Annotated in this window: 14 protein-coding genes and 1 rRNA gene; 9 read left to right on the top strand and 6 right to left on the bottom strand. The window is 53.8% G+C overall.

Features of this window, described 5'->3' with window-relative positions:
* Positions 1-190: 190 nt before the first annotated feature.
* The 3 genes from gnd to LOC67_RS11385 all read left to right on the top strand — a co-directional run bounded on the left by gnd (position 191) and on the right by LOC67_RS11385 (position 3981).
* Positions 191-1669, top strand: coding sequence for a decarboxylating NADP(+)-dependent phosphogluconate dehydrogenase (gene gnd, locus LOC67_RS11395; RefSeq protein ID WP_230262727.1), 1479 nt, complete (start codon positions 191-193; stop codon positions 1667-1669).
* A gap of 593 nt (positions 1670-2262) precedes the next feature.
* A complete protein-coding gene (locus tag LOC67_RS11390) occupies positions 2263-3120 on the top strand; it encodes a hypothetical protein (protein ID WP_230262726.1) in 858 nt (285 codons plus the stop codon).
* 513 nt (positions 3121-3633) lie between these two features.
* Complete coding sequence (locus tag LOC67_RS11385) at positions 3634-3981, top strand: hypothetical protein (protein WP_230262725.1); 348 nt, start codon at positions 3634-3636, stop codon at positions 3979-3981.
* 294 nt (positions 3982-4275) lie between these two features.
* On the opposite strand, the gene LOC67_RS11380 is transcribed toward LOC67_RS11385, so the two are convergent.
* Positions 4276-5697, bottom strand: coding sequence for a DUF1501 domain-containing protein (locus LOC67_RS11380; RefSeq protein WP_230262724.1), 1422 nt, complete (start codon positions 5695-5697; stop codon positions 4276-4278).
* A gap of 7 nt (positions 5698-5704) precedes the next feature.
* Complete coding sequence (locus LOC67_RS11375; protein ID WP_230262723.1) at positions 5705-8581, bottom strand: DUF1553 domain-containing protein; 2877 nt, start codon at positions 8579-8581, stop codon at positions 5705-5707.
* Positions 8582-9215: 634 nt separating this feature from the next.
* On the opposite strand from LOC67_RS11375, the gene LOC67_RS11370 reads away from it, so the two are divergent.
* The 4 genes from LOC67_RS11370 to LOC67_RS11355 all read left to right on the top strand — a co-directional run bounded on the left by LOC67_RS11370 (position 9216) and on the right by LOC67_RS11355 (position 15275).
* Positions 9216-9839, top strand: coding sequence for a sigma-70 family RNA polymerase sigma factor (locus LOC67_RS11370; protein WP_410001141.1), 624 nt, complete (start codon positions 9216-9218; stop codon positions 9837-9839).
* Positions 9840-9884: 45 nt separating this feature from the next.
* Positions 9885-12671 carry a serine/threonine-protein kinase gene (locus tag LOC67_RS11365; RefSeq protein WP_230262721.1) on the top strand — a complete coding sequence of 929 codons (2787 nt, stop codon included), beginning with the start codon at positions 9885-9887 and terminating at the stop codon, positions 12669-12671.
* Between the two features lie 32 nt (positions 12672-12703).
* Entirely contained in the window at positions 12704-14062 is a 1359-nt protein-coding gene (locus tag LOC67_RS11360) for a hypothetical protein (RefSeq protein ID WP_230262720.1), read from the top strand.
* A 157-nt stretch (positions 14063-14219) separates the two neighbouring features.
* The gene (locus LOC67_RS11355; RefSeq protein WP_230262719.1) at positions 14220-15275 is read left to right on the top strand and encodes an AraC family transcriptional regulator; all 1056 of its coding nucleotides are present in this window, start codon (positions 14220-14222) and stop codon (positions 15273-15275) included.
* Here LOC67_RS11355 and LOC67_RS11350 read toward each other — a convergent pair.
* Together LOC67_RS11350 and LOC67_RS11345 are read right to left on the bottom strand one after the other, a co-directional pair.
* The gene (locus LOC67_RS11350; RefSeq protein ID WP_230262718.1) at positions 15268-15879 is read right to left on the bottom strand and encodes a cohesin domain-containing protein; all 612 of its coding nucleotides are present in this window, start codon (positions 15877-15879) and stop codon (positions 15268-15270) included. The genes LOC67_RS11355 and LOC67_RS11350 overlap by 8 nt on opposite strands.
* A gap of 266 nt (positions 15880-16145) precedes the next feature.
* Positions 16146-17363 carry a cohesin domain-containing protein gene (locus LOC67_RS11345; RefSeq protein ID WP_230262717.1) on the bottom strand — a complete coding sequence of 406 codons (1218 nt, stop codon included), beginning with the start codon at positions 17361-17363 and terminating at the stop codon, positions 16146-16148.
* A gap of 333 nt (positions 17364-17696) precedes the next feature.
* On the opposite strand from LOC67_RS11345, the gene LOC67_RS11340 reads away from it, so the two are divergent.
* Positions 17697-22463, top strand: a complete 4767-nt coding sequence (locus LOC67_RS11340; protein ID WP_230262716.1) for a beta strand repeat-containing protein — start codon at positions 17697-17699, stop codon at positions 22461-22463.
* A gap of 144 nt (positions 22464-22607) precedes the next feature.
* On the opposite strand, the gene LOC67_RS11335 is transcribed toward LOC67_RS11340, so the two are convergent.
* A complete protein-coding gene (locus LOC67_RS11335) occupies positions 22608-23942 on the bottom strand; it encodes a BBP7 family outer membrane beta-barrel protein (protein WP_230262715.1) in 1335 nt (444 codons plus the stop codon).
* A gap of 447 nt (positions 23943-24389) precedes the next feature.
* On the opposite strand from LOC67_RS11335, the gene LOC67_RS11330 reads away from it, so the two are divergent.
* On the top strand, positions 24390-25148 hold the full coding sequence (locus LOC67_RS11330; RefSeq protein ID WP_230262714.1) for a four helix bundle suffix domain-containing protein: 759 nt from the start codon (positions 24390-24392) through the stop codon (positions 25146-25148).
* A 540-nt stretch (positions 25149-25688) separates the two neighbouring features.
* Here the strand turns inward: LOC67_RS11330 and LOC67_RS11325 are convergent.
* Positions 25689-25741 (bottom strand): 16S ribosomal RNA (locus LOC67_RS11325); the annotation flags it as partial.

Raw genomic sequence — 25741 nt, 5'->3', positions numbered from 1 at the left:
AGATGCTGGGGTTGGATCGAACGAAATATCCGTCGTGCGAGACCTGCAAACCCCATACCGAGCCTAATTTAGTGTAGCTCTTCACTAGTGTTCGCGCCCCCGGCTTTCGGTTTTTTTACCACGCCGTAGAATTTGGCACCTACGAATAACTTCACTTAACTTCACTCCTCTCTGCCTGAAGAGCATAAAAATGAGCGGCGATTGCGATTTTGGTTTAATTGGCTTGGCTGTCATGGGCGAAAACTTGGCCCTTAATGTCGAGAGTCGCGGATACAAGGTCGCCGTGTACAACCGTACCACCAGCAAGGTCGACGACCTGATCAACGGTCGCGCCGCTGGCAAAAACTTCGTCGGAACCCACTCCATCGAAGAATTTGTGAAGTCGGTCAAACGACCTCGCAAGCTGATGATGCTGGTCAAAGCAGGCCCCGCCGTTGACGCGATCATCGAGCAACTGCTTCCATACTGCGAACCTGGCGACATCATCATCGACGGCGGCAACGAGTACTTCGAACACACCGAACGTCGTGTCAAACAGGTTGAAGAAGCAGGATTGCTGTACGTCGGCTGCGGCGTCAGTGGCGGTGAAGAAGGCGCCCTGAAAGGCCCAAGTTTGATGCCCGGCGGCAGCGCCGACGCGTGGCCACACATCAAAGAAATGTTCCAGTCGATCGCGGCAAAAGTCGGCCCGAACAACGACATCCCTTGCTGCGAATGGCTCGGCAGTGGTGGCGCCGGCAACTACGTCAAGATGGTCCACAACGGGATCGAATATGGCGATATGCAGTTGATTTGCGAAGCGTACCAATTGCTTAGCGAACTCGGTGGCCTCAGCAACGAAGAGCTCTACGACGTTTTCGAACAGTGGAATGAGGGTGAACTGCAAAGCTACCTGATCGAAATCACCCGCGACATCTTCAGCGTCAAAGATGACCAAGGTGGCGACGGCTACCTTGTCGACAAAATCTTGGACGTCGCCGGAGCCAAGGGAACCGGTAAATGGATGAGCCAACTGGCTTTGGACCTAGGCGTGCCTAGCACCCTGGTCACCACAGCTGTGTTCGCTCGCGGATTGTCAGCACAGAAAGAAGCTCGTGTTCGTGCCAGCGAAAAACTGAACGGACCTTCGGAATCGTCTAATCCCGAACTGCAAGCCGTCGCGAAGTCGCTCGCAGGAAACAAAGCTGAATTCATCGAAGCTGTCCGCCAAGCACTCTATGCCTCCAAGATCGTTTCGTATGCCCAAGGCTTTGTGCAGTTGCAAGCCGCATCGGCAGAACACGGCTGGGGTCTCGACTACGGTGCGGCAGCACTGTTGTGGCGTGGCGGTTGTATCATCCGCGCCCAGTTCCTCGATCGCATCAAAGAAGCGTTCGACAAAGATGCCGACCTGGAAAACTTGATGCTGGACAAGTACTTCGAAGAAGCTGTCGAGAAGTGTCAAGAAAAATGGCGCAAGGTTGTCGCGTTGGCTTCCGTCGTGGGCATCCCCGTTCCTGCGTTCAGCACCGCATTGTGCTACTACGACGGTTACCGCATGTCTCGCCTACCAGCAAACTTGCTGCAAGCTCAACGCGATTACTTCGGTGCACACACGTATCAACGTACCGACAAAGAAGGCACCTTCCACACCGAGTGGTTGGACCTTCGTAAAGAACCGAAGGCTTAGTCGCCTTTCGGGTTTTCTGTTGTCGCCCTTCTCTCCGTGTAGTCAGCGTTCATCCCCGCTGGATTGTGGAGCAGAAGGCGACTTGGTGAGAAACAAACCTGGCTATCAACGGTTAATAGCCGCTTGTGGGTTTGATCTTATTGTGTGACGGGGCAACCGCCTCGTCACACGGATCCACAGTAAACCGCGTATCCATGGCTAATGGCGAACTGCGAAACGAATTCACGTTCGAATTACGCTCAACCGATCGTCGTTTGAATTTGTCTGCAAAACGATTCAGTTCGCCACCATCCAATGTTGCGGCGACCGCGCCAGACACCTCGCCGCTGTCATGTTAGAATCGCGGCCGTGAGATGATCTCACCTGCTGTCTACGATTCACCGAGGCTTCTGTCTGTGCCGTCCTCCTTCGTTTGCCCTTTCTGCCCACTTGGCTGCGACGACCTTCTTCAGGACACAAACGGCGAGCCTACAGTTCAGGTCGATTGCCCAATCGCTCGAACCGAGCTATCCGCGATTCGAAGCACCCCCGTTGGTCGTTCGCTGCGAGATAGCGAAAGCTTAGATATTCAAAATCTCGTCTCGCAACTTGAATTGCCTGCATCTCCAATCGTTTCGGTTCAGAACCCGACGATCGAAGAATCGAAACGGCTAGTCGAATGGCTGGTTGATTCTCGAATTCGCCTTTCGACTGCCGATAGCGATCCCAGCCAGCGTGCCTTGAAACTAACGATCGGCCGCGATGGAAATATCACGGCGACGATGGGCGATCTATTTCGACACGCCGATCGCGTATGGGTCCTGGGCAATCCGGAGACCTGCTACCCTCGGTTGCAAGAAAAGCTAGACGGAGCTCAAACGCCCGTCATACATTCGCAAAAAATCGAAGCGTCGATCTTATCCTCCATGTTGGCTGCAGCGTCTGGTGCGAATGACCTGTCGGCCCCCTATGCAGATCTCTTCGGACACGACTACTTGGGAATCATCGTGACCGAGAACGCATTTGCCAGTGGCGAAGAAGTCGTCTGTTCCGATCTGCTCTCACAACTGATCGCAAAACTAAACGCACCTTTTAGTGAGCGCCGGATGCGCCGAGCGGTCTTGGTACGGCTGAATTACGAAGAAAATCTGTCCGCAGTCCTGCGTTGGACCACGAATCAATCGCTCGACCGGTACAGCACCGACCTTCCGGCACACATTCGACTTGGTTCCCCGAAACCTACCGATCGCCCCAGCCAGACTGCGGTTCGGCTACAAATCGGAGGAAGGGATTTGGGGCCAGAATTTGCCGAGCATTTTGTACCCGCAGCGCAAGCCGGCGTTCATATCGCAGCCACGACGACGCGAGCGGACGGCTCGGTCACGCTCCCGCTACTTCAATGGAAAGAAACAAAACTTCCGACTCGAATCGCTTTGCTAAGGCAGATGATCGAAAGCCAAGCGAAGCATTAGTCTTGCCAGCCAAAGATGACTGATTGTACTGGCTGTGCCGACCGAGTCGAAAACAACGATCGATGGCGCGGTTCCGCTTGCAAGCGTAAACCGCTTTGCGCCTTTCAATCCCAATGGTCGCGTCAATCCTGGTGTGTCGCCTGTCGACCACAAAGCCAAACACATTCGTCGATCTTTCGTGCACGGATGTTTTTGGATCGTCGATACCTCCTGTGTTCGATTAACCCTCGAATCGATGCTCAACTGACGCCTCTCCCTCCCAATGTCGGTTGGAATCACGCTGCTTCAGAGCACCGACGTCTGCCGTCCTGATCCTCATGCTGGCCTTGATCAAGTTTACCTTGGCACGGTTAGTGGGCAGACGTCGTTGCTCGGCACGTGATGACATCCGTTGCTTGCGGCCCTTCGTCATCCTCCCAAATTGACGATTGCTTGTCGCAAATTTGCGAGAGCGTCGGGAATGAGCGCTACCCTCTCAGACTCTCCAGCGCCACTTCCTTATTTGGAGGCACCATGGCCAAGAAAGACACCTACCGTGTCGTGACGCGTTCACGTGACGGTTCGCTGATGATTTCAGACTACCCATCGATCGATCCGTTGATGACTTCGCATCAACAAATCGGGATCGACGATTGCAGCACCGACTTGGCCTTGCGCGGCTTGCCGGTCTTTCGTGGTCTGATCGGCCCGATGCCCGAAGGTAAGAACATCGTCCGCTACGAAACTCCTGAAGTTTTCGAAGTGTTGACGAAGGAATGGATGAACGCGAAACCACGCAAGCGACGTCGCCGTACGGCAGCGCAAATCGCAGAAGAAGCCGCATTGGCATTGGAGCTTGAAGCTCAAGCGGCACGCAGCTAAGAACGAACATGTTCTATCCCAACAACCGTCGCTAACGCGAACCGGCTCAGGAAATCCAACCAAACTGAGCCGAAAGGCGTTAGCCGCGGTTAACTGCGCACACGTACTATCCCAACAACCGTCGCAAGCGCGAACCGGCTCAGGATCTCCAACCAACCTGAGCCGCAACGACGCTAGCCGCGGTTAAGTGCGTTCACGCCCTATCCCAACAACCGTCACTAGCGCGAATCGGCTCAGGAACTCCAGCCAACCTGATCCGCAACGGCGTTAGCCGCGGTTAACTGCGTCCTCGCCCTAGACCAACACGTCCTTAATGACGCGTCCGTACACGTCGGTCAATCGAAAATCACGACCGGCGTGTCGATAGGTCAACTGCTCGTGGTTCAGCCCCAACTGGTGCAACAAGGTTGCGTGCAAGTCATGCATGTGGACCTTCCCTTGCACACTCGCGAATCCGAATTCGTCGGTCTCACCATACGCGATTCCAGGACGAAAGCCTCCACCGGCCATCCAAACCGTGAATCCGCCGGGGTTGTGATCACGTCCGGTGCCATTGCTTTGCGAATAAGGCGTCCGACCAAACTCGCCCCCCCACCAAACGATCGTGTCCTCCAGCAATCCGCGACGTTTCAAATCCGCGAGCAGAGCGGCGATCGGCTGATCAACAGCCCTCGCATGTTGTGCATGTTTGGGCAAATTCGAATGTTGGTCCCAAGCCGGGTTGGCCGAGTTGTCGCCGTAGTTGACTTGGATGAATCGAACACCGGCTTCGCATAATCGCCGTGCCAATAAACATTTCTCGCCGTATCCGCGAGTCTCTGCTTTGTCGATTCCGTATTCAGACAAAGTCTGCTTTGATTCAGTCGTCAAATCCAGGATATCTGGCCCAACTTGCTGCAGTCGCCAAGCCAGGCGATACGATTCGGCGATCGCATTGAATTCGCTGCTTGTCGTTCCCCGCCGCAGGACTTGTTGACGGTTCAGTCGCTCAATCAACTGCAACTGATCCTGCTGCCGCTGTGGTGTGGATCCGGTGCGACTGAGATTTTCCAGTTTCAGTTCATCGTGACTTGCCGAGCCGATCGCGGTGCCTTGGAACTTAGCCGGCAAGAACGCAGTGCCATAATTGCGTGGCCCGCCATTGCCGATCGAAGGACTGATCGTTACGAATCCCGGCAGATCGCTATTCTCAGTTCCTAGCCCATAGTAGATCCACGATCCGACAGATGGACGAACGAAATTGGTCGAACCGCAATGCAGAAAAAGCGTTGCAGGCCCATGCGCGACGCCGTCGGTATGCATCCCATGTAGAAAACACAAATCATCGACATGGCGCGCCGTTTCCGGAAACAGTTCTGAAACATAGCGGCCACTTTCGCCATGTTGCTGGAACTTCCAAGGCGATTTCATCAACCTTTGCTCGCCGCCGCGTTTCCCAGTCTTCGCAAGCTCGCGAGCGTCATTGAAGCGGATGGAGTCGCCGTGTCGTTTTTCAAGTTCAGGCTTGTAGTCGAACGAGTCAACTTGGCTAACGCCGCCCTGCATGAACAGGAAGATCACTCGCTTGGCCCGCGGCTGAAAATGAGGTTCGGCATGTGCGAAACCCGCTTGCTGACTTGCGAATGCACTCGCTGCCAATCCGGCAAACCCGCAGGCGGATTGCTGCAAAACTCGTCGTCGCGTTGATCGAAGACTGACGTTGTCCGTCCCAGTCATACTTGGGTTACTCCAGATATCGAAAGTCGGTCGACGCGAATAGCGATTGAATCAAATCGACGAGCTTTTGCCGGAAGGATTCTTTCGCTGACGCGTTCAAAAACGTCAAACAAAGCTGCCGTTCGTCGTCACTGGGCAATCGCCCGAAGCAGTCTTGATAGATTTCATCGATCAGTTGCAGCGATGGCGACTGAAAATCGATCCTGTACCGTTCCGCAGCTTTGGTCGCCCGTTTTATCACCCAGGGATCATTCATCATCGCTAGCGATTGCGAAACGACGGTGCTCCGCGACCGTTGCCCAACCGAAACGCTGGCGTCTGCAAAATCAAAGACTTCGAACAGAGGCGGCAGCGAATTCCGAAAGACAGGTTGATACACACTTCGCCTAGGCAAACCATGTTGGTAGTCATAGTCCGACTTGGTGCCTTCTCGAATCGTTTCGCCGAACATCGTCGATCGCAGCTCGCCGCTGAAGAACAACATGGCATCGCGAACCGATTCAACCGGCAACCGTTTCATTCGAAAGCGAGACCACAATTGATTTTCTGGATCGATGCTACGGCACATTTCGCTTTCGGCGGTGGAACGTCGATAAGCTTTACTTGAAACGATTAAACGAACCAAGTGCTTTGTCGACCAGTCATGGCGAATCAATTCATCGGCCAAGTAGTCCAATAACTCAGGATGAGTCGGTGAACGCCCCGTGGTGCCAAAATTGTTTTCAGTTGGAACCAGACCTTCACCCATCAGCCAAGACCACACACGATTGGCATAGACGCGTGCCGTTAATGGGTTGCGTGAGTCCGCGATCCAGCCCGCCAGTTGAACTCGTCCACTTCCGGTTTGATCGATCAGCGAAGCATACTCGCTGGCGGGACCGATCGCGCTCAAAAAGCCACGCGGTACAGGGTCACCAAGCTGATGCGTATTTCCACGGATACGAATGTTCGTTTCGAGCTTCGGTTCCGATTCCATGATCGTTAAGTACTTCGGACGACCGTTTAGTTCGGCTTCGGCTATCGACAATTGCTTTGCGAGCTCCGCACGATGGCTTCGCAGTTTGGCCAGTTTCTTCTGATCCACCGCATCAACATCCACTGGCGAGCCATCGTTGACGCCTTCAGCAGGGATGAACTGCACCGCGTCTGCGATCACGCATCCGTCTGCGTTCGCGTTGGAAACGATTACAAACGCCTGACCGTCTGCTTCGAACGGATAGGTCCCCAACGAAATCCAAACGCCATTGATATCGGGAGTTTTGCGTTGATTGACCAGAATCGTTTTGGATTCATTCGCGCTGAAAACGGTCACTGTCACATTCGTCGCTCGATTCGCATGTGCGGTGTACGCGAGACGAACCTCGTAGTCTCCGGTCGGCAGATTGGCCGGTTCAAATGTCGCGGTTTTCATGCCTTGCCCAGTCGTCCCGTCATGTCGATACCCTGATCCGACATACGGTTTGATAAACGAGCTTTCAGTCCATTCACCGACAAAGGTTGCATCGTTGTCGTCGACCGCGAAACCTGGCAATGACTCGATGTCGACATGATCAATTGTCGACTTTCCCAACTCCTTGATCTGTTCGTCCAGCTGACGGAGGGCTGGCCGAGCTTTCTTCAACACATCATCGAGCAGTTCATATTTGACCTGTTGAGATGCTTCAAGCGGCAACGGCTGTTCGATCCACTTCGATAGGTTCGCATGCTTTAGCGGGGTTGTTGAGCGAAAGATACCAGCCAGTGCGTAGTAGTCGCGTGTGGGAATGGGATCAAATTTATGGTCGTGGCATCGGGCACAACCGATGGTCTGGGCCAAGAAGGCTCGTCCGATCGTTTCCAACTGTTCATCGAGATGATCGAATTCAAGTTTTGTCTTGTCCTGGTCCTCCAAATTGGAATTCCCCATCGCCAGGAATGCAGTTGCTATTGCGCGTCGCCGGGTCTCTTCGGGATCAGCCGATGGTAGTAGGTCTCCCGCCAACTGATCGCGGATCATCTGATCGAAGGGTCGATCCGAATTGAATGACTCGATCAGGTAGTCTCGGTATCGCCATGCTTCCGGCAAAATGAAACCACGAAGTGTGATCGACTCGGCATAGCGAGCGACATCCATCCAACGACGAGCCAAATGCTCGCCATAGGCGGGAGACGAAAGCAGATTCTCAATCAAGTGTTCGTAGGCATCAGGCGAATCATCCTTCACGAAAGCATCGACCAATTCACGCGTCGGTGGTAAACCACAAAGGTCGAACGACAGTCGCCTTGCGAGCACACGGCGTTCGGCAGGCGCAGCAGGTACAAGCCCAGCTTCGTTTAGCCTGGCATCGATCCATCCATCAATCGAAAAACCTGTTTGCGTTGATAATGGTCGGTAGGCCCAATGATCCTGCGCATCGGCAACGGACAGACCGCTGGAGCGATTCGCAGGTGTGCCGGATTGGCTGGGTTCACGAGGATCCGGTGCCCCCAGTTCGACCCACTTTCGAAACGCATCGATCGCCTTTTGATCCAACTTGCCGTCGGGTGGCATTTGCAGATCGGGGTCGTCAAATTCGATCGCAGTGATCAGCAAGCTGAGCGTCGGTTCGCCGGGAACGACGGCTGTTCCAAGATCACCACCTTCCTCCCAGCCGACACGAGAATCAAGTTCAAGACCGCCGCTAGCCTCGGTATCACTGGAATGACAATCCAGACAATGTTCCACCAACAGAGGCCGAATGGATGACTCGAAAAACATCGTTGCGTCATCCGCTTCGCCAGCATAAACGTGCCCGCAAAGCCCCAGTCCGAAGCCCAGTCCGAGGCAATGCACGCTGAATGCGAGGCACAGCGTCAGCTTCGGAAACAGGAATCGCTGAACAAAATCTACGCGAGGAGCAGTCATGGGCCGGTTACTTGGCGGGGAACCGAAGGAGGGGTTTAGTAGTTTAACTGAAAAGCCCGGATGAATGTCAAAGTGTCCACGGCCCCCTCTGCAACAGCCGCCTATAAACCCGACCGTGATGGCACACAAAACTAATCTGCGTTTCTCCAGAACTTGAATAGACTCAGAATGGGATACGCTGAAGACCTGACTGGTTAAAACCCTAGCAAATGGGCATGGAAACGAGGCTGATACCCGCCATCGAGGCCACCTCGGACTTGAACAACGGCTCGGTCGAGCAATGATCGAAGCTTCTTGTCGTTACGATTCTCGCGTTGGCGATCTGCAAGTTGCCCGATTGCCGAATTTTCTTTGCCATTTCACCACGCTACTGGCCCAGCAGCCTAGCTTGGAACCGAATCGTCGTGATTGTCGTCAAAGCGGTACTTTTCCCAGTGCATCAGAGAGGTTTTTGGCGCAGCTTGACTGACGGGGTGCTTTAAAAAACATCGATATACATAAAACAGCAGCGGTACCTGGTCTGAAATCTCCGGCGGAAACGACTTATCAAACTGCCATGTCTTACGACGAAGCCATGTCGAATCACGAAGCAACGTCCAACCCTCCGAACTTGACGTTTGACGATCCGATTTCGATGCCCGAACTTCTCGCTCTGGCTCGTGGCGAATCGGATAACCCGAAGGCGGATCTTGGGCCTCTAGGTGACTTGCTACAGCTGTACCGCAACTACCTCACCGTCCTGGCGACCACTCAGCTTGACCAGCGGCTGCGACGCAGAATGAATCCTTCGGATCTTGTCCAAGAAACCATGCTGGCTGCCCACCGCGACTTTGATAACTTTCGCGGCGCCAGCGAACCCGAACTGCTGTGCTGGCTACGACAGATATTGATGAATTGCCTCCGTGACGCGATCGACACCCATTTCCACGCGCAAAAGCGTGACATGCGCCGTGAGATTTCGATCGAAGCGATTAGCGCCCAGCTTGATGAAAGTGTTTGTCACTTCGCCAACATCCTGACCGATCGTGGGCCCTCGCCAAGCGAACCGACTCGGCGACGAGAACGCGCGGTCGAGTTGGCTGACCAGTTGGCAAAGCTACGTCCCGAATATCGTGACGTGATCGTGCTTCGGAACCTGCAAGGCCTATCTTTCAATGAAATCGCTGAGCGACTGGAAAGACGGCCCGGGACTGTTCGCATGCTTTGGTTGCGAGCGATGGACAAGTTCAAACAAACCTGTGACGAGCCTCAGGCCTAGTGATCAACCTGGGGTGCAACCACCCTGTGATGCAAGACTTCAGTGATGCAAGATTTTTCGGTGACCGATCTGAGCGTCGAACCGGCAATGACCCGGCATTTGACTGCTGCGCAGAAGGACCGATTGGCCACATTGCTGGATCGCTATCTGTCGCTTTTGGAACAGGGCACACCGCCCGATATCGCCGAGCTGGCCGGTGATGATCCGGAACTTCTTGATCCATTGAAATCCTATGTCAATGGACTCGAAGATTTGCATCAAGTTGCCGCTGGCTTTTCGCCTCGCAATTTCAGAACCGACGAAGCAGCTCAAACCGATCCGGGAGAATCTGTCCTCGGCGACTTTAAGTTGATCGAAGAAGTCGGCCGCGGAGGCATGGGTGTTGTTTATCGCGCTCAACAAATTTCGTTGGACCGAGTTGTCGCGATCAAGCTGTTGCCCTTTGCAGCCGTACTGGATGCAAGACAAATCACACGGTTTAAACACGAAGCTCAAGCCGCAGCGCAGCTCAATCATCCTTGTATCGTTCCCGTTTACACGGTTGGGATGGACCGTGGCGTGCATTACTACGCGATGCAATTTGTCGACGGGCAATCGTTTGGCGAACGGATCGTTGAACAACGCGACAAACAGATTCAGCCTGACTATTCGGATTGCGTCACCGAAGCCATCCAGATTGCCGGCGCTCTTCATGCGGCCCATGAAACCGGGATCGTCCATCGCGACATCAAACCTTCGAACTTGTTGCTTGGTAACGATGGAAAGGTTTGGGTCACCGACTTCGGTTTGGCCCGATGTCAAACGGAAGCCTCGATGACGCGAAGCGGCGACATCGTGGGCACCATGAAATACATGAGCCCTGAACAAGCCAGGGGCGAATCAGCCATCGTGGATGGACGCACAGATGTCTATTCACTAGGCGTGACGTTGTACGAAATGCTTTGTTTACGTCCGGCGTTCGAGGGCGGCGAAACACCTGTGGTGCTGCGACAAATCGAAGAACGTCTGCCGCCTCCGATCAGTTCGATACGATCGGATATCCCCAAGGCGATCGAAACGGTCATCGCCAAAGCGATGTCGAAAAGCAGAGACCATCGCTACGATACCGCGTTGGAATTCGCACAGGATTTACAGAGAGCACTCGAAGGCACGCCCACCCTGGCACGGGCCCCGACCCAATTGGACCGGCTCGCATTGTGGGCGATGACTCGCAAGAAAGCCGTTGCGGTTGGACTTGCCTCCGGAATCGTCTTACTTTTCATTCTCGCGATCAGCACCGCTTTGATCGCATCGGCAAAGCAGGAATCTGACCGGAACGCGCTCCTTGCCAAACGGAGTGGACAACTTGCCAGAACCACAGTGGACCAGCTTGGCGCAAAGATGGCCGAGTTGCTTGCCGATATCCCCGAGGCAGAATCGGTACGACGTCAATTGCTTCAAGAGACGTTGACATACTACGAGAAGTTCGCCGAACAAGCCGACGACGATCCTAAACTGACGCACGACCTAGCAATCACGTACGGCAAAATCGGATCACTGCAAAACGAAATTGGATCTTCGGAAATCGCGATCGACTCTCTCGAACTGTCCCGTGCGCTGTTAGAGAAATTGGTTGCGAACTCGCCAACCGATACTGAACTGAGTAACCAACTCGCAACGAGCGAAAACAATCTGGCACTGGCGCTCGAACGGGCAGGACAATATCAATCGGCCGAGGAACATTACATCTCGGCGATTTCTTTAGGCAATTCGTTGATTGCGAAATCGCCCGATTCGCCTGAGTTTCAAACGGCATTGTCGCTTTCGATGGGCAACTATGCGCTGCTACTTGGAAAAACTAATCGGATCGAAGAGTCCGAAAAAACACTGCAGCGCAGCCTGGAAATCGCGAGCACTCAAGAAGACAACGAAACGTTGCAGCGGCAGCTGGCATCCACTTATCAAAACCTCAGTGGGTTGCTTGCGGACAAGGCGCCAGCCAAATCGATCCAATACGCTCAAGAAGCTTTGCAGATTCAAATCGAAGCGTTAAATCGCAATCAAAGTGATTCGAAACTTGCGAGCCAAGTCGCGTTGACGCTCAATAGCCTGGGAGCAGCGCATTCTGCCTACGGTGATCCCGGTGGGGCAATCGAGTCCTATCGGCAAGCCGCAGACATCCAACGACAGCTACACGATCGTCAACCGTTTTCGCTTGCCCATCAGCGTGACCTAGCTGTGACTGAAAACAACCTTGGGTTGGCTCTTGCGTCACAAGGCGATTTTGAACACGCACGCGAAGCATTCGATCAAGCGTTGCTGTTTCAACAGAACCTAGTCAATGAATTCACCGAGGATGCCGAGATCCAGAGCACGCTCGGCGGCATCCTCAACAACCTTGGCTTCGTTCAGGAAAAACTTCATCAAACCAAGCGAGCTTTGGAATCGTATCGCAAGGCTGTCAAGCACCAAATGGTTGCCCACCGGACTGCCTCCGAAGTCCCCCGCTACCGTGAATACCTCAGCAAACACTTTTACAATTGTGCCCGTCTGCTTCGCGATGATCGGAACACCGACGAATCGATCGAATTCACATTGCAACGACGGCAACTGTGGGAAAACGATGGAACTCGTCTAGCGAGCGTTGCCGATGAATTCCTTGCGACTGCTGCCGTGATTAGGCTGCTTGAAAAGAATCAACATCCAACGAACATCACGCAGGTGGCTTGTATCGACTTTGCCAAGGAAACTGTACAACTGGCGATTCAAAAAGGGTTCGAACCGCCGCCTCAGTTTTTCGATCGTCCAGAGTACCGTGAACTAAAACCAAACTCGTCGCTCGAAGGAATCTGACGAACTAACGTTTGAAACCATTCCGATCCCCTATGAAGAATTCACAACCGGTGCAAAACGCGGCTGCACAGCAAAAGAATGCACAGCGAAAAAATCCGCCGATTCGACGTCCGCTGAACGTCGAACGTTTGGAAATGCGCACCATGCTGGCCGCTGCAATCTTCTCGGGTATCGATGATGCGATTGAATTGCCACCGCGCCGAGTGCTTTTGGAGGCTGGTGACGACGGGGGAGCGGCATTTTTTTCACAGCTGCTAACTCCCCAACAGAAGGCTTCTGACAGAACGCCCGCCCATAGCCCGGGTGATGAAATCGCGTTCACTCTTGATGGCAAACCCATCAATGTCTTTGTACTTCGTGATTTCGATCCTACCGTTTTGGAAAGCTTCGACCGGCCCGCTCCGTCTGATGCATTGGATCCAGACGGGCAGCTGCCCCCTGAAGTGGATCGTGTATTTCCAGAACGCGTTGCAGCGTCTTTCGAACGGGCCGTGGAAGAACTTGGGCGTCGCTTCCCAGGACCTCGTCGACAGATCGCAGTCTCCCCCGTGCTGGTTAAATTCGAATCCAAAGACGCGGATTTTGAAACGCTGTTTGATTCACCGAGTGAAATCCTGCAAGCGACAGGTTCTGCTCAAATTGATGTCGATATCCTGGAACAAAGCATCAACTCGATTGCCGAAGAGCCTTCATCGTTGCCGCCAGAATTTGGCTCTGATGATGGTATTCAACAGGAGTTTCCGATCAGCAAACGTCCGAAACCCAAGCGGCCTGTCGTTGACTTTGAAGATGAAGAAGGTGGCTTAATCGAACTTCGCAAACTCGATTCCGCCGAAGCGTTGTTCGATCTTCCAGAAGCTCGCACGACGAATAATGTCTGGCATATCGATCTTCAGACCGCGAACGCCACTATTCAACCGGCTACAAATCCATCGTCTATTGGCCAACCGGTCACTGGAAAGTCCGCAGGCCCACCACCAACATCCGCACCGGCGATCACGTCTCCAAGCGTTTCACGTGATTCCGTATCGGCCTCGGTGGATGACGATGGGGGCTTGATTCAGATCACCGGAAGCTCGCTTCCCCACACTTTCGCCGCCAGTGGCAAGACGGGACTGCGTGTCCAATTGGCTCCAAATGTCGGGCGTATACGCAACTTCCAACTCGCCGATGCGCCCGGTTTAGACAGCGACCTTGAAAATGAGCCCGGTTCCGACCTAGTAGCCCGTTGGGATGGCCCGTCGGACGATGGCTCGGATGATTCGGAAAGCGACCGAGACAAACGGGCGTCAAAACGCTCGGGAATCACCCTGAGCGGAATCTTGGTTGCAGGCGGCCTATTGCTAACCACCGCCTCTCAGAATCAAGCTGACGCGGCGGTCGAACAATAAACGATTTGGATCGCTAACACTCTAAAAGACGCTAAATCGCCGGACGAAAAAAGTTTCTCTTTGGCGGTGTGACACCGTCGGTCCGGTTTCCGTCTCTTATAGCAACGGACGTTCGTTCGCGCGTTCCCCAGCTTTGGGATGAACGTGATCAATCCCGTTGCCTCCAATAGAAGTGCTGGGGCCGATGACGCCACTGCAATCCGATCCGATCACCGAGATGATCTCCAGACTGTACCTCCCCGGTTGGCAGGCAGCGACCTGGCGATTGAGTGGAAATTGGGGTATCGAAATTCCCGACAAAACGGTCTGCCTTCATGTAATGACCCAGGGCAGCGGTTGGATCCTATTCGATGATCCCGAAATGGATCCGATACGAATCGTCAGCGGCGACCATTTAATTACGACATCAGGGATCGGGCATCGCTTCGTCCGCAGTCAACAAGCTTCAGCCGAACCGGTTTCCGAACGGTTGGCAGCACCGACTTGGCCAATCATTCCGAGTGACCAAGATACGTGTGAAATCATCCATGCTCAATTCGAGCTTGACCAATTGAATTCCAACCCATTGTCGATCGGGCTTCCCGAGGTTGTGCACTTAAACCATCGCCGTGATACAGAGTTGAAATCCTGTTTGCCTATCATCGACCTGATTCAACAAGTCGCCCAAGACGGTGAACCGGGATGGCAAGCGATTGTACGAAAGCTCGGTGAACTTGTTCTGATCCGCACGCTAACGGCTGAACTACGTCGGACTTCTCGCGACGTCAATGGACCGGCATCTTCGGGTGTCGTTCGCGCGATGACCGACACGGTGATTGGCCCGGTAATTAAACAGGTGCTCGTCGCGCCGGAATCGCAATGGACCGTTCCACAGATGGCTCGACTTGCCCGCGTTAGCAAGTCTGCCTTTTCGGATCGATTTCGAAACATCTTAGGACTGCCGCCGCTGCAATACGTCACCGATTTGAGAATGCAGAAAGCGAGTCGGTTGCTGCACGAGAGCGATATAGAAATTTCGAATATCGCATTGCTGGTCGGCTACGAATCCCCATCATCGTTCAGTACCGCGTTCCGGCGCTGGAACGGTCAATCACCAGCGGAGTATCGTCGACAAAGTAAAACCGTTCGCGATACCAAAGCGGAACCGCTGGAAAGGCATCCCTTTGCGGCACCGGCTTCACTGAGCAAACCAGAAAAGTTAAACGCTAGCTAGCCCAGCGTGGAAGCTGCGGACCATATTGGCATCGATCATCGAGGTCATCGAATCGGTCACGCAAAACGGTGTCGACAACAGACGGCTGAAAAGGTGGTCGCCAATGGGCGTGGTGACGTCGATGGACTTGACGTGAAACCCATGCGTCGGCGTCATCGTCACCGATGACAGGAGGCTGATCTAACGCTATTGCACCTTCGTTCAATTCCACTTCTTGAACATCGATCTTTGTCGACATGCGTTTTGATCGTGGTGAAGCGTATTCAAAATCGATTTCGATCAGATCGCCATGATCTGCGGGTACCGATTCGGCCGTATAAAGAAATGCGACGATCGTTCCCTGTTCTTCATCCACATTGACAACCAAAGCCGCGTTCTCCTCCCAGATCGCACCGGCTCGGATGCTTTCCTCGTCGGTCGTCAATACCGAAGGGTCATATTGGATTCGAATTTCAGCCGCTCGGACTCCGGCAGCCTCAGTCACATGCATTGGCGCGGTCAAACGTTTGGAATGCTGATCCCAGACGGTATCGAGCGAAACGGCGGCCATCAACTGCCGCGACTCTAAACTCTCCGCCACCAAGTTGCGTTTTCGTTCGACCATACAGGTTTCGATTCAGATAAGAGAGGCATCTTGCCACCATGTGACAACCGGCGAAAAACGACCGGTCAATGCCATGTACCGCGTTTTGATCGCTGACGGCAAGGTCAACGTGCTCAAGCATCGAAACTTCCAAACACGACAGGTGAATCGAAAAAGAATTGCGGTCGTCAGGCAAACTCCGTAACCGCTGGATCCCCTGCAAAACGGACGAAGGGGCTGATCGACCGATCGCCTAAACTCCATCGCGTCCAGACGAAATCAGTCGCCTACCAAAGTCCCGACGCGAATACACGGTCGACCACTTCATCGCGGTCTTCGTCGTTGGAATCTTTGGCGATCACGCCCGAGGACTCTTCGTGGATCGCCTCTTCTTGGATGGCCACGGCATCAATCGGGACAGCAGCGGCGAGTGACAACTCTGGAAACTCGGCTTCGGCAGCCAATAAACTACGCAGACCGACAACCGGAACCGTGTCGGAAGCGGCTTCGCTTTGGAACGCTGTCACCGCTTGGGAAGTTGCCGCAACAACCTCTGCACTCATCATTGCCGAAGCGGAGACTGTCGTGCTGTGAACGGGTGCTGTAGGACTTGTGCCGTTTTGGGCTTCGGTCGTAATGCGAGTCACTTCCGTTGCCCAGTCGGTCGACCCCACCGGCATGACTGAAGTGCTCAGCAATCGGGTCCGAAAGTACTGTGGCAGTAGGCCGCCTTCGATAAAGTTTTGATCCTCGAGAGAACTGCCTGTCGTCAATGTGAGCGAAATGGTGTTCGCGCCACCTTCGGCAAAGGCCGTTGGCTGAGTCTGGGTCAACGTGTAGCTGCCCGCGGCGAGGTCAGTGAACTGATACGCGCCATCGCTATCAGTCTCCACCTGAACTTGTGCGTCGGTGGAATTGTTCGTCAACGTAATTGTCACGCCACCGATCGCTTCGCCAGAATCAATTTGGCCATTGCCGTTCGCATCAGCGAAAACGAATCCCGAAATGGAATCGTCACCCGTCGCGGTGACGGTAAACAGTCCATCATTCTGGTCGGAACCGGAAATCGGCGTCGGTGAGACGCTGACTTGACCTTCATTGAGCACAACACTTGTCAGATCGAGATCCGATGTTTCGCCAACAGCAACGGATGAATCAACTTCGAATTCCAAGTCGACCAAGGATCCCGATCCGGTTCCCAGCTGTGCCGATGCCGACACAAAGATCACGACCGTCCCGGCGGAGTTATCAATATTGACGATGACTTCCGTATCGGTCTGGCCGTCCCAAACACTGCCTGCGGCGACGTCTTCTTCGCTTAGCTGCAAGACATCGGGGTCAAACGATAGACGGATTTCCGCACCGCGAACCCCAGCCGCGTCGTCGATATTGACCGGCACCGTCACCACCGCTGCTGGAGCCGCCGACAGATCATCAGGGATGTCGACGGCCGCTAGCAGCCGACGGTCCGTCAGCAACTGAAATATCGGGCGGCGTCTTCTCATTGCATTATCTCGAAACGTGGATCAGCGGTCGGATGGTCAGCGGGTGGACCTGCTTTTGGTCGCCCTACGATTCATTAGTAGGATTTTTGTCGGCGAATGTCACACCGTGACTTACCTTCTCATGAATGTTGATTGTTTTTCGGGTTGGCGAGAAAAAATTATCGGAAGTGGTGTGACATTGTTTGAAAAGATTCCGCCACAAAAGGACAGGCTGACCCATGCCCGTTTCTCCCCAGCCTTCCGCCGACAAATGGATTGTCCAGGCGGTCGATCAAGCAATGGACTGCCCCACCCCGTTGAACCCGGCAGTGACCGGCATAGGTCTCACACGATATGCGTCAAGTAACTAAAGCCCTATTTTCGCTCGTTCAGTCACAACGTTCCCCCAAGAATCGGAAACGTATTGCGACACGCAAAGGCCGAAAAGCTCGGCTGGAAGCACTTGAATCGCGGCGTGTTCTCGCGGCGACGATCTCTTCGTTCACGCCCACTCCGAGTGGCTTTGTTGTCGAACTGAGCGAAGAGATTGATTCGTCTCTGATCAACCTCTATGACTCGGAAAATGGATTGGCAGGCGACGCAGATGTCACACTTAGCGGCGCTAGCGGAGGTGCGGTCGATGGTTCGTTTATCATCGATGGCACGACGCTAACATTCGTCGCGACCGGAGGTGCATTGCCAGCGGATACCTACACAGCAACGCTGCGAAGCGCAAGCGATGGGTTTACCGACTTGGCCGATGGCGAGTTGCTTGATGGCGACAACAACGCAAGCGCCGGCGGAAACTTTGTCGATACGTTCACCGTCAGCAGCAGCAACACTTTGACTGTCGGAATTCCCGACATCGTCCGCGGACCAACCCAAGCGGTCCAAGTTCCTGTCGATACCACCGGAAACAGCCTTCCACCGGGACTGCCGATTCAGCTGAGTGATGCCGATGGCGTCACGTCGGTCACCTTGACTGTCGAGTTCGATCCAGATCTGTTGGACATCACCGATGTTCAATTAGGAAACGACGCACCGACCGGTAGCCAAGTCCAATCCAACTTGACCACACCTGGTGTGGCGAAGATTACGTTCTTTAGTGTTGGTCCAATGTCTGCGGGCGCTGCCGACATTGTCGATATCATTGCAACCGTTCCCGAAGACGCAACGTACGGTGCGATGCAGGTCATCCGCATCACTTCACTGGACGTCAACGCCGGCGGGATTACTGCTGATGTCGATGACGCAATCCAAGTGGTTGCTTTCCCAGGTGATGCGAACCGCAACCAACGCTACGATGCCGAAGATGCTCGATTGATTTCACGCGTCGGTGTCGGCTTGGACTCGGGTTTCGTCTTTACAAACCCAACGTCGACATCAACATCGACAACACTTTATCCGACCGTCGATCCGATGCTGATTGGCGATGTCAGTGGCAATGGTGAATTAAGCCCACTGGATTCTAGCGACCTTCTTCGCCAAGTCGTCGGTCTGTCCACCCCAAATATCCCTGACCTCCCTGACGCTCAGGCACCAACTTCGGTCAGCCTTTCTGCATCAACGATCAATGACAACACTACCGTAGGAACCACGGTTGCGACGCTATCGACGGTCGACCCTGATTCGGGCGACACGCACACCTACAGTTTGGTCAGCGGAAGCGGCTCGACAGATAACGCGTTATTCACGATTAGCGGAAATTCGCTGGTGACTGCGGCAACCTTCGATGCCTCGGTACAAGACACTTTGTCCATCCGCGTTCAATCGACAGATTCGACCGGACGATCGATTCAGAAAGCCTTCACGATCACTGTCCAACACGACAACACTGCTCCTACCGCGATCGCAATTGACAACATGACAATTGCCGAGAACAGCGCGACCGGGACCACGATCGGAACCCTTAGCACCACCGATGCGGATAGCGGAGACACACACACCTACAGCATCGTTTCGGTCGACGGAAATACATCAAGTACCGCGTTTACAATTTCCGGTAGCAACCTTCAAGTCGGAACTTCGTTGGACTTCGAAACCAAGTCTAGCTACAGCGTCGTCGTCCGCAGCACCGATGCCGGAGACCTGTCGACAACGCAGACCTTCACAATCACCGTTACGGACGTCAATGAAGCACCGACGGCAATCGCGATCAGCAATTCCACCGTCGGTGACAATGCCGTTTCGGGAACCTCCGTCGGCACGTTGACCTCCACAGATGTCGATGCGGGTGAAACATTCACATACTCACTGGTTTCCGGTACAGGTGATACTGACAACGCATCATTCGCCATCAGCGGCGACGAACTGGTGACCGCCGCAACGATCGATTTTTCATCCCAGACGACCTATAGCGTTCGTGTTCGCACGACAGATTCAGGTGGAAACACCTTCGAACAAGTTTTCACCATCACGCAAGGTGACTCGGCACCGTCAGCGATCGCATTAAGCAGCGACACCGTCGCAGAGAACAGCAACACCTCAACGACCGTCGGGACTCTTTCGTCAACGGATTCCAACTCCGGTGACACACATACTTACACACTCGTCTCGGGCACCGGCGATGACGACAACGCTTCGTTTACGATCTCCGGTAGCTCTTTGATCACAACCGAGTCGTTCGACTTCGAAACGAAAGACACTTATACCATCCGCGTTCGCAGCACCGATTCGACCAGCCTATTCGTCGAAGAGGTCTTCACGATCACGGTCACGGACGTGAACGAAGCCGCAACCACAATCACGCTAGATCATGCCAGCGTTGCTGATGGCGAAGCCTCTGGCACGACGGTCGGAACGTTCTCCAGCGATGACCCCGATACAGGTGACACGCTGACCTATACGTTGGTCTCCGGCACCGGCGACGATGACAACGGCTCGTTTACGATTTCCAACGGTCAGTTGGTCACCGGGTTCACCGCCGACCAAGCGACGAAGCTTTCCTATTCGGTGCGTGTTCAAGTCGAAGACGCTGGTGGCTTGACCGCCGAACAGACCTTTATGATCACGGTCACCGGGCAGAACGTCGCACCAACCGCTGTCGCTCTGTCAAACAACACTGTGGCCGAAGATGCCGCTATTGATGACACGGTCGGGACGCTATCGACAACGGACGCAAACAACACCGACATGTTTACCTACACGTTGGTTTCAGGAACAGGCGATACGGACAATGCATCCTTCGCGATCGATGGCGACACGCTGACCGTCAACACGTCGTTGGACTTCGAAACGAAAAGCTCGTATAGCGTCCGGGTACGCACCACCGATTCGTTTGGCCTTTTCACCGAAGACACCTTTACGATCACTGTCACAGACGTAAACGAAGACCCTTCGGCCCTTATCATTGACACGTCAGCCATCGCCAATGGTTCGGCAAGCGGAACCGCAGTCGGCAACCTTTCGGTAACCGACCCGGACTCGGGCGATACGGTGACATACACGCTGGTTTCCGGCGATGGCGACGACGACAACGCATCGTTTACGATTTCAGGAAATCAGATTTTGACCGGCTTTACGGCCGACTTTTTTGTGAAGAATACATATTCGGTCCGCGTCCGTGCGACCGACTCCGGTGGTTTATTCACTGAAGAAGAAATCGCGATCACGGTATCTGAATCGAATGTCGCCCCGACAGCGATCGCCCTTTCCACTGCGACCGTTGCCGAAAACACGGCGTCAGGTACAGCAGTCGGAACACTCAGCACAACCGATGCGAATACATCCGACACATTCACCTACACACTGGTCTCTGGAACGGGCGACGATAACAACGCTTCGTTCATGATTTCTGGTGACGAACTGCAGCTCGCAGTCACGCCAGACTTCGAAACCCAGTCATCCTATACCGTTCGTGTTCGCAGTACCGACAGCGGCGGTCTGACTGTCGAAGAAACGTTTACGATCGCAGTGACGAACGTCAACGAAGCGGCCTCGACACTGAGCTTGGATTCGAACCATGTGGCCGACGGTGAAATCAGTGGCACCACGGTCGGCATGTTCTTCAACGACGACCCAGATTCGGGCGACACGTTTACCTACACGCTGATCAGCGGAACCGGTGACGACGACAACGCGTCATTTACAATTTCTGGCGACCAGCTCGTGACAGCGTTTACTGCCGATCAAGCAACCAAGTCGAGCTACTCCGTCTTGGTCCAAGTCAGTGATGCGGGCGGTCTAACCACCGACCAAACATTCACGATCAATATCACCGAAGCTAATACCGCCCCAACCGCGATCGCTTTGTCTCAATCGAACATCGATGAAGACTCCGCATCGGGATCGGCTGTGGGAACCCTTTCGGCAACGGATTCAAATTCGAACGATTCGCACGTATTCGAACTCGTTGCGGGAACCGGCGACGATGACAACGCCTCATTCACGATCGATGGCGATCAATTGGTGACCGCAATCGATTTGGACTTCGAAACCAAGACCAGTTACACCGTTCGAGTCCAAGCGACGGACAACTTCGGCGAAACGTTCCAACAGGCCCTGACGATCACGGTCGACGATGTCAACGAAGCTCCATCGAACCTAGCGATCAGCTTCAGTACGATCGCCGACGGCGAATTGGCAGCGACTGACATTGGTGATTTTTCCGCAGACGATCCGGATAGTGGCGACACGATCACCTACACGCTAGTTTCCGGAACGGGCGATACGGACAACGATGCCTTCGCGATCAGTGGGGGCACACTGTCAATCACCGAAGCGGTCGATGACGCGATCCAATCCATGTACTCGATCCGAGTTCGTGCTCAAGATGCGGCAGGATTATTCACTGAAGAAGTCATCACGATCGATGTCACCGAAGCAAACACGGCACCGACAGCCATCGCACTAAGTTCATCATCAGTCTCGATCGGTGATCCTGCCGGAACCGTTGTCGGCGAACTATCCGCCACGGATGCCAATACTTGGGACGTGCATACCTTCACCTTGGTATCTGGAACCGGCGACACCGACAACACCATGTTCACGATCGAAAACAACCAGCTGAAAACGACCGCGGAGGTGCCTTCGGGAGCACCGGCAACCTACAGCATTCGTGTTCAAGTCGAAGACCATTTTGGCATGACGTTTGAAGACGTCCTCACCATCACCGTTGTATAAGTTGGTCCGCACCAACCAGTTCAGCTTTCGCTGAACGAGACGCGCAATGGGACCGGAAGATTGAGTGTTCGGCCCAGCCAAATCGAAAACCCTGCTCAGCTTTGAGCAGGGTTTTCTTTTTAGGTTTCTTCTAAGCCCGTTGACTTAGAATGCGAAGACTGCGTTGAAATTCAAGCCGTGCGCCACGAACGTTCCCGAATCAAAGTCAAATGATGGGTCTTGAGTCCCCGTAGGCAGCTCTGGCGGGAATTGTGACACGTTGCGATCAATGGTGTCTTCCACTTGAATCGCATTCGTCCAGACCATCACGTTGTAGCCGATTCCGATCTGTAGGTTTCGATCAAAATAGGTCGAAAGAGTGATGCCGAACTCAGGAATCAAAGTGAAGTCCGACTGGTCATAGTCGCCAATATTGGTTGCCTGAGCCAATAGACCACCTGTGGTCGTGGATGAACCCGATCCTGGAACGGTGGTCGTCGTCGTGCCTCGGATGCGAGCTTCAGCTTGGTTGACACCAAAAGCCAGCTTTCCGTTGGCTGTTAGGTGCAAACCGTTTCGGTAGCGGGATTGATACCGCAATCCGAACTGTGCACCATGAAAACGATTTTCAGTTTCGAATAAATCCGACAGACTTTGTGAAGTCCCCGAAACAATCGGCCCCTGAGCCTGAGTGAAGGTGGATTGCTGGTCCATCCGAAGTGACTCATCCAAGCGTCCATGACGGTAACCGAATGACAAATCAAGGTTGTCACAAAATGCGGTGCAAATCCGCTGCCGCCTCATGACATCGAATGCATAGAGACTGCTTTCCATGCTGGCACTGATGCTGCCGCTAAGAAAATCGGGATGCGACACCAGCAACGCGGACTCCGCACCGACCCCTGTATCGAAAACGGGTCGAGCCAATAGTGAACGGCTATCGCGAAATGTTTCGTTGTCATCAAAGATCCCAGTAAAGCTCAGATCGAAACCCTCGCTTTCACAACGATTATCCCATTGCAACGTCAACCGCACTCCGGAACGCAAATCGTCGGCGACCTCTTCATCACCAAATAATACAGTGGTTCCATTCTGGTTCAACACACCCGCTGTAGCTGCAGAGGTTCCGATGGGGCTGGTCGTCACCAACGCCGGCAGATCAAAACCACCCAAGGACCAAAGTAGATAGTCTGCCTGAATCCGGTAATTCAAATTCGAAAATGGTGCTCGAATGCGATTTCGAGGCATTCCACCTCCCATCGCATCACAGCCCATAGCATCACATCCGTATCCATCACAGCTCCCGAATGATGAATCGTCGATCACGACATCAGAATATTCGGTGATTTCGGGGTGATACGCCGCAGGCTGGACATTCTTCGTCGCATTACCAGCATTTTTCGCCGCGGCTCGCTTTTGGCCCGCTTTGGTCGCTCGGACCGGCCGCCAAGTCACGCGATTGGATTGCTCTGCTGAGTTTTGCTCTGCAGCAGCATTCATTGGGCGCAGACACCATGCATTGATCAAACAAATGCACAGCAGTAGTGACCAACGGCAAAGGCGGGGTGGCGCGAGCGACATTTTCAAATCCGATTGTCGATAACGACGTGAACGATTGAAGCGGTTCTATTTCCTAGAACCCATTTATCGGACAACATCGGCACAATCGTTAACGCTTGCCCAAACAGAAAAGTCAAACATCGAATCTAAGAAGCGGGTTTCACGACATCGACTGTTCCCCGCGGCCGATTCCGAGTTGCTGACGGATCGGGCGCATCAGATTCCTAGAAAGGATCCTGCCGGAATTGCTGGACCTGCGTCGCCCCCCCGGGTTGACGGTGCGGGAATCCTGAAAGATCTTGATTCGCACGCGACGGGATTCGCGGCCCGATGGCTTGGCATCGCATGGCCTTCACTATTTCAATTTCCGCCGAATCCCAGTCTCCGATGTCAAGAATTCGCATGAGCGGTGGGTACCGTCTACTGGCATCCTTCCAAACCGCCACTCTTATCTATGATTCCACCGTTTGGTTTTGCGAACGGTTTGTAGAAACTCGATCACGGACTGTTGATCAGATGGTCCAAGCAGCTCGGTCGGGGCGACAAAACATTGCCGAAGGCAGTCGAGCCTCAGCGGTCAGTTCACAAACAGAACTAAGGCTGACGAATGTAGCGAGAGCTAGCTTGGAAGAGCTACTGCTGGATTACGAAGATTTCCTACGGCATCGCCGAATGAAAATCTGGAACCGCGACGACCGGCAATCACTTCTGGTCCGCTCAGTACCAAAACGCTGGAAAGAACAAAACAGTTCTCCCAACCGCGAAATCACTGAGCTAACCGACCAAGAACGCTGGGACCTGTATTCGGAGTGGCTCGACAACGATGAGTCTGAGGTTCGAGCCAACGCAACGATTTGTTTGATCCACCAAGCGAACTTTCTGCTCGATCGACAGATCACCCAGCTTGAAGAGAGCTATATCAAAGGAGGAGGCTACAGCGAACAACTAGCGATTGCCCGATTGGACGAACGACAGCGCCGCAGCGAAGCACCGAATCCAGGGCAGGGGAGCAAGGCGAAAATTCCAGAATGCCCAAAGTGCGAAGCACCAATGGTGTTGAGAACCGCGCGAGGTGGCCAAAATCCGGGATCGCAGTTCTGGGGATGCAGCAGCTATCCAGAATGCAAAGGGACGGTGCAGGTTTGACCGAATTGTCGCAATGATTTTACGACCGATCAGACAGATTTGACAGATCGGACCGATTCCAAATCAGGCTGATCAGTCGGATCCGTCCAATCAGTCAGATCACCAATCAGTCCAATACGTCCGATCAGTCAGCTCCGTCGGACTGTCAAGCCAAAAAGACGATCAGTCCGATCCGACAGATTTGTCGCAATGATTTCCGACCGATCCGACAGATTTGTCGTGATGATTTCCGACCGATCAGACTGATTTGACAGATCAGACCGATTCTAAATCAGACTGATCAGTCAGATCCGTCCAATCGGTCAGATTACCGATCGGTCCAATACGTCCGATCGGTCAGCTCCGTCAGACAGACCTGCTACGCTACCATGCGCGCACGAAAAAACCCGCAACGGCTGGCGACAGTCCGCTGCGGGCTTTCGTGATGTTTTGGTGGTGAAATTGAAGCGAAGCTTCCTGTTGAGTCTTAACTGAGAATCGCTTCCACGGATTCGATTCCTCGCTGTCACCAGCAGGAACCTATTTCTAAGAATCCTTAGAAAAGGAGGTGATCCAGCCGCAGGTTCCCCTACGGCTACCTTGTTACGACTTAG

The organism is Stieleria sp. JC731, from assembly GCF_020966635.1.
Lineage (GTDB): Bacteria > Planctomycetota > Planctomycetia > Pirellulales > Pirellulaceae > Stieleria.
This window is presented reverse-complemented; position numbering and strand designations above follow the sequence as displayed.